General features: G+C 31.8%; 12 protein-coding genes. 7 read left to right on the plus strand and 5 right to left on the minus strand.

Features of this window, described 5'->3' with window-relative positions; genetic code table 11:
* Window positions 1–66: 66 nt before the first annotated feature.
* From DFQ07_RS03705 to DFQ07_RS03715, 3 genes are read left to right on the plus strand one after another with little or no spacing between them, the layout of a single operon-like run.
* On the plus strand, window positions 67–1299 hold the full coding sequence (locus DFQ07_RS03705; RefSeq protein WP_133534939.1) for a type IX secretion system plug protein: 1233 nt from the start codon (window positions 67–69) through the stop codon (window positions 1297–1299).
* Between the two features lie 50 nt (window positions 1300–1349).
* Window positions 1350–1736 carry a Co2+/Mg2+ efflux protein ApaG gene (gene apaG / locus DFQ07_RS03710; protein WP_133534940.1) on the plus strand — a complete coding sequence of 129 codons (387 nt, stop codon included), beginning with the start codon at window positions 1350–1352 and terminating at the stop codon, window positions 1734–1736.
* The gene (locus tag DFQ07_RS03715) at window positions 1736–2821 is read left to right on the plus strand and encodes a DUF3667 domain-containing protein (RefSeq protein WP_133534941.1); all 1086 of its coding nucleotides are present in this window, start codon (window positions 1736–1738) and stop codon (window positions 2819–2821) included. Before apaG ends, DFQ07_RS03715 begins: the two co-directional genes overlap by 1 nt.
* Here the strand turns inward: DFQ07_RS03715 and DFQ07_RS03720 are convergent.
* The 4 genes from DFQ07_RS03720 to DFQ07_RS03735 are packed head-to-tail and all read right to left on the minus strand — an operon-like array spanning window position 2818 to window position 7290.
* A complete protein-coding gene (locus DFQ07_RS03720; protein WP_133534942.1) occupies window positions 2818–4146 on the minus strand; it encodes a hypothetical protein in 1329 nt (442 codons plus the stop codon). The genes DFQ07_RS03715 and DFQ07_RS03720 overlap by 4 nt on opposite strands.
* Before the next feature lie 5 nt (window positions 4147–4151).
* A complete protein-coding gene (locus tag DFQ07_RS03725) occupies window positions 4152–5861 on the minus strand; it encodes a hypothetical protein (RefSeq protein ID WP_133534943.1) in 1710 nt (569 codons plus the stop codon).
* A gap of 7 nt (window positions 5862–5868) precedes the next feature.
* Window positions 5869–6543 carry a hypothetical protein gene (locus DFQ07_RS03730; RefSeq protein WP_133534944.1) on the minus strand — a complete coding sequence of 225 codons (675 nt, stop codon included), beginning with the start codon at window positions 6541–6543 and terminating at the stop codon, window positions 5869–5871.
* Window positions 6544–6573: 30 nt separating this feature from the next.
* Entirely contained in the window at window positions 6574–7290 is a 717-nt protein-coding gene (locus DFQ07_RS03735; RefSeq protein WP_133534945.1) for an NRDE family protein, read from the minus strand.
* A 138-nt stretch (window positions 7291–7428) separates the two neighbouring features.
* Between DFQ07_RS03735 and pruA the strand changes: the two genes are divergently transcribed.
* The 3 genes from pruA (at window position 7429) to DFQ07_RS03750 (ending at window position 10793) form a co-directional block, all read left to right on the plus strand.
* Entirely contained in the window at window positions 7429–9054 is a 1626-nt protein-coding gene (gene pruA / locus DFQ07_RS03740) for an L-glutamate gamma-semialdehyde dehydrogenase (protein ID WP_133534946.1), read from the plus strand.
* 124 nt (window positions 9055–9178) lie between these two features.
* A complete protein-coding gene (locus DFQ07_RS03745) occupies window positions 9179–10090 on the plus strand; it encodes a glutaminase (protein WP_133535427.1) in 912 nt (303 codons plus the stop codon).
* A 118-nt stretch (window positions 10091–10208) separates the two neighbouring features.
* The gene (locus DFQ07_RS03750; RefSeq protein WP_133534947.1) at window positions 10209–10793 is read left to right on the plus strand and encodes a hypothetical protein; all 585 of its coding nucleotides are present in this window, start codon (window positions 10209–10211) and stop codon (window positions 10791–10793) included.
* Between the two features lie 78 nt (window positions 10794–10871).
* On the opposite strand, the gene DFQ07_RS03755 is transcribed toward DFQ07_RS03750, so the two are convergent.
* A complete protein-coding gene (locus DFQ07_RS03755) occupies window positions 10872–11507 on the minus strand; it encodes a YceI family protein (RefSeq protein ID WP_166627714.1) in 636 nt (211 codons plus the stop codon).
* A gap of 155 nt (window positions 11508–11662) precedes the next feature.
* Here DFQ07_RS03755 and chrA point away from each other — a divergent pair, with 155 nt between their 5' ends.
* Window positions 11663–12784 carry a chromate efflux transporter gene (gene chrA / locus DFQ07_RS03760; protein ID WP_133534949.1) on the plus strand — a complete coding sequence of 374 codons (1122 nt, stop codon included), beginning with the start codon at window positions 11663–11665 and terminating at the stop codon, window positions 12782–12784.
* The last annotated feature ends 45 nt before the right edge of the window (window positions 12785–12829 follow it).

Below are 12829 nucleotides of genomic sequence, written 5' to 3' on the forward strand. Positions count from 1 at the left end.
TTATTTATATTTATTCTAAATAAAAATCTTAGCATTTGGCTTATATTTTGATACTTTTGTTAAGATATGACAAAAAAGATTCTTACAATAATCACATACTTACTGTTAGGTTCAGCTTATGCTCAAAACATAAAAACAATACAGTTACGACCAAAACACAATCCAAATCAGTACGCCCCTATAGTTCGATTGGGTGAAGTTTTAAAACTTTCTTTTGACGATTTAGATGCTGATAGTAAGCAATATCAGTATAAAATCGAACACATGACACATGATTGGAAATCAAGTTCAATGACCAGTAATCAATACATCGAAGGTTTTGAACAAAATGAAATCATCAATTTTTCAAATTCATTTAACACATTACAACCTTATACTCATTATTCTGTCGAAATTCCAAACCAAAATACCATTATTACAAAAAGTGGTAATTACTTAATTTCTGTAATAGATCAAAACTATGAAGTAGTTTTTACACGACGTTGTGTTTTTTATGAAGATATAACTACGGTAGGTGTTGCCGTTTTTAGAAGTAGAAATGCATCCGCAGCTAACCAACAACAAACTGTCCAATTTTCTATAAATCATCCAGATACACAAATCAACAATCCATCTCAAGAAATTCATGTCACCTTATTTCAAAACCACAATTGGAATACCGTTATAAACAACTTACAACCTTTATTTATAAAACCTCAACAATTACTATACAATCACACAGTAGAAACTAATTTTTGGGGCGGAAATGAATTTTTAAACTTTGATACAAAATACATTAGAAGCAGTAGCTTAAACATTGCTAAAGTTGAACGTAAAAACCTATATCACAGCTATCTTTATACCGATGAACCTAGAGCTGATAAAACATACACCTATAATCCTGACATTAATGGTCAATTTGTGATAAGAACTACAGAACGGGATGCTATTAATGAGCAAGCAGATACAGAGGCTGATTACTCAATAGTTCATTTTTCATTAGATGCTTTTGAGCCTTATGAAAACAAAAACGTATACGTTTATGGCGCTTTTAACAACTATGAATTGTCGGAAAACAATAAAATGACCTACGACTCAAATCAAGAAATATATAAAGCTTCTTTGCCCTTTAAACAGGGTTTTTACAACTATAGCTACGTTACCCTAGACAACAACAACACCATTGATTTACATGAAGTTGACGGCTCTTTTTATCAAACCGAAAATGAATACACTGTTATTGTTTACTACAAACCTTTTGGTGAAATTTACGATAGAGTAATAGGTGTAGGTAACGGGTATTTTAACCAAAACAGATAAGCCTTACAATAACCATTGACTAAAAACGGAAAAAGAACTATCTTTATCCTATGTTTCAGCAAGTAACTAAGGGGATAAAAATTTCAGTAAAAACTACATTTAATGGCACTGTTCATAGAGACTATGAACAGTATTATTCTTTTAGCTATTATATATCCATCGAAAACAAATCAAAAGATGCTGTGAAGTTGCTAGAACGTTATTGGGTTATATTCGACGCACTTAACAATACAGAATATGTAGAAGGTGAAGGTGTTGTTGGTGAAACTCCAACTATAAAACCTAACGACACTTACAATTACAAATCAAATTGTTTTTTACTTTCCTCTACAGGTGCAATGGGAGGACATTATAAAATGATTAACCTCGAAACATCTAAAGAATTTTTAGTAACCATTCCAACATTTCAACTAACAACCACTCCTACTTTAAACTAATGATTAAAAAAAATAAGGTTGCAATTATAAAAGATCCTAATTGCTTAAACTGCGGATACCCTTTTTCACACGATGAAAAATTCTGCCCTGAATGCGGACAAAAAAACCGTGGAAAAAAGATTACACTCGGAAACTTTCTTAAAGAAATTTTTGCTGGATTTCTTTCTTGGGACGCTAAATTTTGGCGAACTCTTATCCCATTACTAATAAGACCCGGAAAAGTTTCTAAAGATTATATAGAAGGGAAACGAAGCAGATACACTAATCCTTTTCGATTTTATTTAGCCACCTCTATTATCTTTTTTTTAATCATCAATGCAACAAGTAAATATAGTGAGTTTAACAGATTACAAAATGGTGGTGAAAGCGATGATGTTACTTTAATTAAAGCCATTAAAAGTGCAATGGATGAGGATATAAAAAAAGATTCTATTAAAACAGATTCCCAAGCAACCAAAACCATACAAAAAGATTCTATTGTAGCTTCACCTAGCCTTGTCACAAAAGAAAAAAACTCATATTTTGCGTTTGGTAGCAGAAAAGTTAGATTTAAGGAAATGTGTCAGTTTCAAGAAAAGCATCCAAACCTTTCCATTGATAACGCCTTAGATAGCCTTAAAATAGAAAAAACTTTTTTTAACCGATTCACCTACTCAAGAACACCTTTAATTAACGGTTTTTTAACCGACAAAGGGGTTTTTAAGAAACTAACTGACCAATTACTATCATACTCTTCTATATCACTCTTTATATTACTACCCCTATTCACAGTATTTTTAAAACTCTTTTATATTAGAAGAAAATATACCTATGTAGAACACTTAGTCTTTGTTTTTCATATCCAAACAGTATTTTTCCTACTCTTTTCTGTCTTTTATATAATTGACTTTTTTAAATCAGCAGATGATTTTTTAAATGTATTCCTACTACTCTTCATGATATATCTTTTTATAGCCATGAAAAAGTTTTACCAACAGGGGTACTTTAAAACATTTATAAAATACATGTTGGCTAACATAGTATTTTTTATTTTAGGAGTATTTGGAGCAATAATAATAGCTCTTTCAGCTTTTGCTTTATACTAGTTAGACAACTGAAAAAAGAAGTTTTTTGAAGTGTTTTTAAGCTGAACAGTAGCCTTAACTTCATTGTTCTTAGCTACTGAAAACTGTATAGTATTTATTTTATCTAAATACTTGTTTTGGAAAGTATACATTCCTCTTTCCTTTTCTTGATATGCTGCTACATCAAACCAAAAAAGAAATTTATTAGTTTCTTCTGCTTCTTTTTTTTCGAATTGGTTTTTTACAGAAGTTAACCTCAATACATCTTCTTTACAAGAAACATATGTAGTAAACAAAGGCATCAATGTAAACACCGAATCATTTTCCACTAACTTAATCGCTTGTTTTTTATTCAAATAACCACACAGCCCTTTCCCTTCTATATCTAAAACTACGTTGGGAGTTATCATATGCTGAATTTGTTTTTTCTCTACTTTATTAAAATCATCGTCATACTCATAGCTTACTATAGTATCTGACTTTTCAATAAATGACGACAGATTAAAGTTTAGCGCCCCATTCCATTTACCAGTAATCGAATCTAACGACAAACTTGTTAGCTTTTTAAAGCTACTTTTTGCTTTTTCACCTAAGTTATCTACTAATAGATTAGCGTTCAACTTTCCAGAAAGCATAGCAATAGAACCTTTGCTTGGAGTTGCATCAAAGGGTAAAAAAGCAGTGCTTTCTTCATTTAATTGACCTCGAAGCATTAACTGACCTTCATCAATTATAATTTCAAAAAAATCACCTTGAGAAGTAGCTATAGCTATAGGGATTTCTTTGTCTTTAATATTATCAAAAATCGGAGCTTCATTAGAAAAATAATCTTCACTATTTAACGACGCTAATAACTCTGGAGAAATCACAGCATCTTTATCCAACTTACACAATACTTGAAAAGTGTTTTCTTTTAAAACACAAACCACCCTGCCTTTAACATAAAAAGAAGCTCCTTTAATGTTTTGCTCTTTAAAACCTTCTTCTTGTAACGTTTTAACAAAACTCTTTTTAAAAGAAATTTCATTACTTATCAAAAAGCCCTTAAACTCTTGTTGATTAGTATAAAAAAAGATGCTATTAGGAATTTCTACCTGATCTAATAATGATTCTTTTTTCTCTCTTTTTTTTGTCGATGAGCTTTCAAAATCTAATTGCGAAAATGGATGTTTTAAAAAACTGCAAAGAATATTGTATTCTATTTCACGTAGATTAACATGTACTACTGTTTCAGCAGAAACTGGTACTTTATCAATATAAATTACGGTTGGATTATATCTAAAAAACCCAACCGTAACCAAAATACAGCATCCTATTATAAAAATATATGCAACTTTTTTTATCATTCAGCTTATTTTGCTACCGAGTTGATAAACTCCAATAATAATTTTAAGGTGTTTTCTTTATTTCCCTGTGTAGAAAGTTTTAGTTCACTAGAAATTGTATTTCCTTTCATTCTAGATACTCTAAATACTCCGTCGTTTAAGTTATCTGTTGAAAAACGCATTGCTTCTTTTTCCGATTTACTCATCCAATTATTAGGAATTTTATTTAAAACAGCATTCACATCAACAAAAAGCACTGTTGAATTATCTCTAACCAACTTATTGTGTTTTTTAGTATTAAAATTATTATTTCCGCGAACAATACTTAACGCATTAGTTTTTGACGTTGTTAAATACAACACATCGTTTTTAACTACTGAATATAAATCAAAAGGTATATCAGACTTTTTAGTTTTAAACTTAACTACGTTATTTTCAATTTCTACTGCTTGATGTTTTTCTCCTAACTTAAAAAATTTATTTAACAAATCTTCTTCTTCAGAACCAATCATTAACGTAAAATCAGGAATAAATTCTTCTTTCGTTTTCGTTACTTCTTTACGCTTATAGTCTTTATCATATTCATAAGTAGTATACTCTACTTCTTCTTTAGAAAAATCGTTCAATACTAAAAGAGCATCTCCTGTAATTAACCTTCCTATTGCTTCTTCATCAATAATTAAAGAAAATAAGTCTCCTACAATTTCCATCTCTTCTTTAAATTTAGGTAAAATACCTCCGTACATTCTGTGTACTAATTCTGGATATTGCTTTAACGTTTCTTCAGTATTTAAAGATACACTCCAAAAAGCTAATGCTTTATCGTGATCAAAGCTGTTTACTAGGTTACGGCTCATTCTTTTATTGTAAATCTTTTTGAAAGATTTTTTCATCTCAGGACTAACCGACATATCCAATAAAACTCTTGCATCATTTTTATCAAAAAATAAATTAGCTGTTACTTCTTCAACTCCATAAATATTTTGACTTCCTCCTTCAGCATACATAGGATACAAATACTCACCAAAAGACTTAAACAAATCGGTCATTAACATACCGTAATTACGAACCCAAAGTGTTGCCGATGCGTTTTTCTTTTTACTTTTTAGAAACTTATTACTTGCAGCAATAGAGTTATCAAAACGCTTATTAAAAACACTTAATACATACTCTTTTGTCCACTCCTTGGTTATTCTCTTTTTAAACGAATAGTTATACTCTCCTTCTTCTTTCAACTTTTCTAAGCGTTCTTTGTGAGCTGAAAAGTATCCTCTTGACATATCTCCACCCACTATTAAAAGAGAGTTATCATTCCATATTTTAAAAGCACTGCGTCCTTCTATATAACTATAGTTATCTTTATTTTGAATTTTTTTCTTGTCTCTTTCACTTAACATCGATTCAAACAACTGCTTGTTGTTTAACTCAACATACAAGTTATGATACGAAACACTGTCTGTTTTACTAAAAAAGTAATATGCATTCGCTTTAATATTTACTCCTGCATTTGCAACAGACGACACTTTATCTTCTTCCCTTTTTCTGTTTAAATCTTTTAATATTTCTTTTCCGATAGCATTCTCATCAATATCAGACACTTTTATTAACTTAAATAAATTTTCTGCATTTGCAGAAATTAACACATCTATATTACTAGGGATTTTAGTCTCTAATTCTTGAGCTTGCAAAATCGTAAATGTGTTTAAAAACAGTAGTGTAGCAATAATTTTTTTCATCCTAAGTTTAATTCTCTAATTGTATTTTATTCTTTATCGTTTCTCTATTTACTACTATATCTTGCGCTTGTAAATGCAACATAATAGCTTTTTTACTTTTTGATATTCTTGCCTGTTTATTCGCACTTGTCTGTATTGGAGTTTCAAATCGATACACACTTGTGTAGGTTGCAGTTTCGAAAACTTTACGGTCTTGCATTTTTGTTTTTTGGAACTCTTTTCCTAAATCAAAGTGATGACTACGTGTAAAGGTTTTGCTTTTCTTATTGAATGTGAAATGCTTATTCTTTTTTATTACCTCGGCTTGCTTTTTTGAACTGAAATTTGAGATTACTTCATTTAACGCTTCAACATTGTCAAAATCACACGAAACAGTCACAATAAATTCATTAAAATCTAAGGTGTTTTTCACATTACGCACCCCTTTTGTTTGTTGTATTTTACGAACTATTTCGTTCACTTTACTTCTAATTATGGCTTTAGAAGGCACTTTATACCCATTCACACTATCTAATAACATGATAGAAGCTAACTTCGTTTTACTTTTACTTAAGTTAATAGTTAATACAGCACTTCCAGAACCATCTTTATTAAAAGTTACTTCTTCAACAAACTCAAAGCAACTAGTAAATAAAAAAAGTGATGTTAAAGAAAGAAATAATAGCAGTTTTTTATTCATCATATTTTTTTGCAAATATACCAAAAGCCTTTCTTAAGCCCCAGTAATTTTAACTGCTGTTTTATTATTTTCCTCTAAAATATCATAATATTCCATAGTAACTTCATCTTCTTTCTTAATGATACACGTAGTACTTACAGTTTCTACATAACTTCGCTTCATTTTTATAGAAATTTCAGGAGTTCCTTTGGTTTCATCTTGATGAAAATCAATGATATTTGATTGCTCATATATTGGATATTCTGTTAACCAATCTGCAAACCACTGTTTTCTTAATTCTTTCATATTCTCATCATACAATGTAGAAGACGACCATATTTTTGGCTCATTATCTAACTCTTTAAAATGTTTCCCTTTCACATCCCAAACCAACTCGTACGCTTTTAACTCAGTAGCCCAATCAACCAACACAATAGTAAAAGGCTCTATTCCTTCAAAATCAAAGTGGTTAATGATTTCAACAGGATCGTCAACCTTTAATAATTGTTTTACAATTACTCCTCTACTCATTCGATACGACTCTGCTCTTTGATGCTTAGTAAACCCACCATTCAACAAACAAATCAATCGTTTTTTTTCACTAACACCAATCCACGTTCCTCCTGCTAATTCATCTTTAGGATAGGTTAATCTTATCCCATTTTCAACATAAGTTTTTGGAGAAATCGTTCTTCGTATTGGATCTTCATCTCTATTAGAAGTTAATATAAAATCTTTATTCCCTAAAGGTAAATAAGTTACCGTACACATGTTATTTTCCTTTTATATAATTCCAGCCTTATGTCCATTTAAATATTTCCAAAATAACCGTAACTTTGTACGTCTAGAAAATTTATATAGACTTTTCTATAACAAAGAAAGAAATTTAATTCAACAAACAACATACAAATGGGAAAAGGATTTTTTCACGTACCAACTGCCATTAACGAACCCGTAAAAGGATATGCTCCTGGATCTCCAGAGCGTGAAGCGGTTTCAAAACAATACAAAGAATATTTTAACGGATCTGTAGATGTACCAATGTATATCGGTAACGAAGAAGTTAGAACAGGAAATACTCGTAACATGACTCCTCCACACGATCACCAACACGTGGTAGGTCAATATCATATTGGAGATAGATCTCATGCTGAAAAAGCTATTGCTAATGCTTTAGAAGCTCGTACTGAGTGGGCACAAATGCCATGGGAACAAAGAGCTGCTATCTTTTTACGTGCTGCTGAGTTAATTGCTGGTCCTTACCGTGCAAAGATTAACGCTGCTACAATGATTGCACAATCAAAAACTGTTCACCAAGCTGAGATTGATGCAGCTTGTGAGTTGATTGACTTTTTACGTTTTAATGTAGAATACATGTCAGAAATTTACAACGAGCAACCAAACTCTGACGACGGAATTTGGAACCGTGTTGAGTACCGTCCGTTAGAAGGATTTGTATACGCAATTACTCCATTTAACTTTACTGCAATTGCTGCAAACTTACCTGCATCAGCTGCAATGATGGGGAATGTTGTAGTATGGAAACCATCTGATAGTCAAATTTTCTCTGCTAAAGTAATTGTAGATGTATTTAAAGAAGCTGGTGTACCAGACGGTGTTATCAATGTAATTTATGGTGATCCTGTTGAAATTACTGATGTAGTTTTATCGTCTCCTGATTTTGCTGGAATCCACTTTACTGGTTCTACATATGTATTCAAAGAAATCTGGAAAAAGATTGGTGAAAACATTCACACATACAAAACATACCCAAGAATTGTAGGTGAAACTGGAGGTAAAGATTTTATCATTGCACACCCTTCTGCTAATCCAAAACAAGTAGCTACAGGTATTTCTCGTGGTGCTTTTGAATTTCAGGGTCAAAAATGTTCTGCAGCCTCAAGAGTATACTTACCAAAATCATTAGCTGAAGAAACTTTAAACTATGTAAAAGAAGATATCGCTTCTTTTAAAATGGGTTCTCCAGAAGATATGAGTAACTTTATTACTGCGGTAATTCACGAAGGTTCTTTTGATAAGTTAGCAAAGTATATCGACCAAGCTAAAGCAGATGCTGATGCTGAGATTTTTGCTGGTGGTAACTACGATAAGTCAAAAGGATACTTTATTGAGCCAACTGTTATCTTAACTACCAACCCTAAATATACTACTATGGAAACTGAATTATTCGGTCCTGTAGTAACTATTTATGTATACGAAGATGCAGATTGGGCTGATACTTTAAAATTAGTTGACGGAACTTCTGAATACGCTTTAACTGGTGCTGTATTCTCTACAGATCGTTATGCGATTGCAGAAGCTACTAAAGCTTTAGAAAACTGTGCTGGTAACTTCTACGTGAATGACAAACCAACAGGTGCTGTTGTAGGACAACAACCATTTGGTGGAGCAAGAGCTTCAGGAACAAACGATAAAGCAGGATCTGCTCAAAACTTATTACGTTGGGTATCTCCTCGTTTAATCAAAGAAACATTTGTTTCTCCAACTGATTACCGTTACCCTTTCTTAGGATAATATATTCCTAACAAGGAATCTTTATATAAACTAAAAGCAACCTCAAATGAGGTTGCTTTTTTATTTGTTTTCAAACAGAATTCAACTAATTTCGTTTACCAACTGTTCGTTAGATTTAAAAACAATGGATTACAAAGAAATACTTGAAACGGTATATCAAAAAATAGCTCCTATTGAAAACATAGGTGAGTTAGCTACGTATATCCCCGAATTAGCTACAATTGACCCTGAAAAATTTGGCGTACACATATCAACCATTTCCAATACCAATTTTGGTTTAGGAGACTTTCAAGAAAAGTTCTCTATTCAAAGTATTGCTAAGGTATTATCACTTTGTTTGGCATACAAACATCTTGGTGAATCTATTTGGGACAGATTGGGTGTAGAACCATCTGGTAATAGTTTTAACTCATTGATACAACTGGAAACGGATAATGGTATTCCTAGAAATCCGTTTATCAACGCAGGTGCTATTGTAATTGCCGATATTTTAATTAGCAGTTTGGTAAACCCGAAGGAAGATTTATTAAATTTTATCAAGAGCCTTTCGACAAATAAAGACATTGACTACTCTGCAAAAATTGCAGCTTCTGAAAAATCGGTAGGATATAGAAATGTTGCTTTGTGTAATTTTATTAAATCCTACGGAAACATTCATAACGCCCCTCAAGAAGTACTCGATTTCTATTTCGATTTATGTTCGCTGGAATTGACGTGCGAGCAACTTTCTGAATTGTTTTTCTTCTTAGCCAATAACGGACAAACCAGACAGGGCGAACAAATACTAACTAAAAGTCAATCGAAGAGAATTAATGCGCTAATGCAAACCTGTGGGTTTTATGACGAATCGGGTGAATTTGCTTTTAAAGTTGGATTGGCAGGAAAAAGTGGTGTTGGTGGTGGTATTATTGCCATACACCCTAACCAATACGCCATTGCTGTATGGAGTCCTAAATTGAACAAAAAAGGAAACTCGTATAGAGGCATGCGCTTTTTAGAAGAGTTTACCACACTTTCTGAACAGTCTATTTTTTAGGTTTGATTTTTTATACGATTTAAACTAACTTGATTGACGTTGATTATAAATTATTAAAACGGATTCATATTCCTGAAAAATTATATACAATACAAAATACCTAAATTCAATAACTAAAATGGAAATAAACGATTATGTAACTGGGATAATTTCAATAACTGCTATTGTAATTTCAATAATCGCCTACATACAAAACTCGAGAATAGAAAAAAGACAATTACGAATTGAAAAATTAGAAGAAATGCTTGAAATAACTCATATTCTTGTGGGTAATTATCAATATTTTGAAGACACTAATCATTTTAAAAATGACATTATTTCGGAAACGAAAAATGAATCTGAAAAAGAAAAATATTTAAGGCAGGTAAAAGTTTTAAGGGAAGTATCAGAAAATATAGATTTACAAAATAAACTTACACGATTGTTTGTCTTAAACAACTCTTACTTACCCAAAAAAGAGTTGAAAGAAAAGATAGGAACTTTCATAGCTGTTTATACTTCAATAGCTGAAAACATCCTAACCAATCCACATAAAATTATAAAACTTCCATTTAATGACTTTCCAAAAAGATGGGACTTTCTAGACTTTACTCAAGAGATTCAAAATGAGTTAATCACTGAAATGGATTTAGGGTATAAAGATAGTATTGATAATAAAAACACGTATGTAAAGAAATTCAAAGAACGATACAAGTTAAAATAAATACTACACTCAGCCACATAAAAACATTAGCTAAACCCAAAATAGTATCTAGATACTATTTTGGGTTTCATAGGCTTATTAACTCAACTCAATTTTCATATTCAAATACAACCATTTTGTTGGTACATCTAATGATTGTCCGTTTACTAGCTTATCATAATCAATACCCCAGTCCAATAAATTCACTTGACCTTGTAATACCAGTTCGCTAGACATGCTTTTGTATGAATCTCTAATTCCTGTTGCAAAAAACTTCACTTCTCTTTCCACTCCTTTAATAGACATCACTCCATTAATTTGATACCAATCTACTCCCATCACATACACATTGGTCGTTTTAAACCTTATTTTTTCGTTGTTATCGCTAATAAACACTCCTTTGGTTTTAACTCTTTTGGTTAAATCAGCAACATCACCTCTACATGCTCTAAATGAGTTTGGATCAACTTCAAAAGAAATACGCATGTTTTCTAACGGATTTCCAGCATCCATTCGCACAGGAATATCTACTTTTAAATCGTCTACAATACCTCCAAACGGTGTACTACAATGTCCATGTGTTACAAACATATTGATTGTTTGATTTTTTACAGTTTCTATCACCTTTTTTTCCTCTTTTGGTGTAACTGTTGAAGTACTTTTAGCAAACCCGCTAATCAAAACAATAGTTAATAACGCCCCAACTAACAAAATTCTATTTTTAATGGTTTTCATAATATTCGTTTTTAAAGTTTTCATCAAAACTATCGCAACCTTCCGTTAAAAGTGTAAATCAATTGTCAAAAAAGTGTAAAAAAGCTTTAACCAGTGTACTTTTATTTAAATTTACCTCCAAAAACCACTAAAATCTATTTTTCTAACACTTTAAAATGTCACAAAAAACTCAACTTAAAGAAGTCGCCAAACTATTTTTTAAACTAGGTTGTATTGCTTTTGGCGGACCTGCTGCGCATATTGCCATGATGGAAGATGAAGTTGTTAAAAAAAGAAAATGGATGACTCAGCAACATTTTCTAGATTTAATGGGAGCTACCAATTTAATACCAGGCCCCAACTCTACTGAAATGACCATGCATTGCGGACATGAAAGAGCTGGTTGGAAAGGGTTAATTGTAGCTGGCTTTTGTTTTATTTTTCCTGCCGTAGTAATTACATCAATAGTTGCGTGGTTATACCAAGAATATGGTCAGCTTCCTAAAGTTGAACCTTTTATCTACGGAATAAAACCCGCAGTAATCGCCATTATTGTTATGGCAGCTTATCGATTAGGTAAAAAAGCTGTAAAGAATACATCTTTAGCTATTTTAGGGTTAATTACTTTAGTTGCCTGCCTTTTAGGTGTTAACGAAATAGCAGCTTTATTTGGCTGTGGCTTACTAGGTGCGTTACTCTATTTTTTCAACCAAAACCGTAATAATTTAACCAGCATACTTCCTTTTTTTATATTTCAGGCGAGTGAAACGCTTCAAGTTAACAATCTGAAAATTTTATTTACCTTTTTAAAAGTTGGAGCAATCTTATACGGAAGTGGTTATGTATTATTTGCTTTTTTAGATGCAGAATTGGTTGCTAACGGATGGCTTTCAAGACAAGTACTAATAGATGCAGTTGCTGTAGGACAAATAACTCCAGGTCCTGTTTTATCTACCGCTACTTTTATTGGTTGGCAAATGAATGGAATAACTGGCGCACTTGCAGCAACTGTAGGGATATTTTTACCATCCTTCTTTTTTGTTTTAGTTTTAAATCCGTTGATTCCTAAAATGAGGAAATCGAAGCTTATTGGTGCTATTCTAGATGCTGTAAATGTAGCTGTCGTGGCTCTGATAATTGCTGTCTGTATTGAAATGGCAAAAGATACCATAACTGATTGGCGTACTATTGTTATTGCTATTATAAGCCTAGTAGCTGTTTTTTATTTAAAAAAATTAAATAGTGCTTTTATCGTTTTAGGAGGCGCTATGTTAGGATATATTTTAACTTATTGGTAAACCTTATAATATCATTCCTTTTAGCCTACCTTTGCAAAAAAATAT

The organism is Tenacibaculum caenipelagi, assembly GCF_004363005.1.
In the GTDB taxonomy this organism is placed as follows: Bacteria; Bacteroidota; Bacteroidia; order Flavobacteriales; family Flavobacteriaceae; genus Polaribacter; species Polaribacter caenipelagi.

Bases quoted from the DNA above. Each gene is read 5' to 3' on its own strand.
- DFQ07_RS03745 (WP_133535427.1), top strand. From the start codon at position 9,179: ATGGATTACAAAGAAATACTTGAAACGGTATATCAAAAAATAGCTCCT.
- DFQ07_RS03730 (WP_133534944.1), bottom strand. From the start codon at position 6,543: ATGATGAATAAAAAACTGCTATTATTTCTTTCTTTAACATCACTTTTT.
- DFQ07_RS03720 (WP_133534942.1), bottom strand. From the start codon at position 4,146: ATGATAAAAAAAGTTGCATATATTTTTATAATAGGATGCTGTATTTTG.
- DFQ07_RS03705 (WP_133534939.1), top strand. From the start codon at position 67: ATGACAAAAAAGATTCTTACAATAATCACATACTTACTGTTAGGTTCA.
- apaG (WP_133534940.1), top strand. From the start codon at position 1,350: ATGTTTCAGCAAGTAACTAAGGGGATAAAAATTTCAGTAAAAACTACA.
- DFQ07_RS03755 (WP_166627714.1), bottom strand. From the start codon at position 11,507: ATGAAAACCATTAAAAATAGAATTTTGTTAGTTGGGGCGTTATTAACT.
- pruA (WP_133534946.1), top strand. From the start codon at position 7,429: ATGGGAAAAGGATTTTTTCACGTACCAACTGCCATTAACGAACCCGTA.
- DFQ07_RS03735 (WP_133534945.1), bottom strand. From the start codon at position 7,290: ATGTGTACGGTAACTTATTTACCTTTAGGGAATAAAGATTTTATATTA.
- DFQ07_RS03715 (WP_133534941.1), top strand. From the start codon at position 1,736: ATGATTAAAAAAAATAAGGTTGCAATTATAAAAGATCCTAATTGCTTA.
- DFQ07_RS03750 (WP_133534947.1), top strand. From the start codon at position 10,209: ATGGAAATAAACGATTATGTAACTGGGATAATTTCAATAACTGCTATT.
- DFQ07_RS03725 (WP_133534943.1), bottom strand. From the start codon at position 5,861: ATGAAAAAAATTATTGCTACACTACTGTTTTTAAACACATTTACGATT.
- chrA (WP_133534949.1), top strand. From the start codon at position 11,663: ATGTCACAAAAAACTCAACTTAAAGAAGTCGCCAAACTATTTTTTAAA.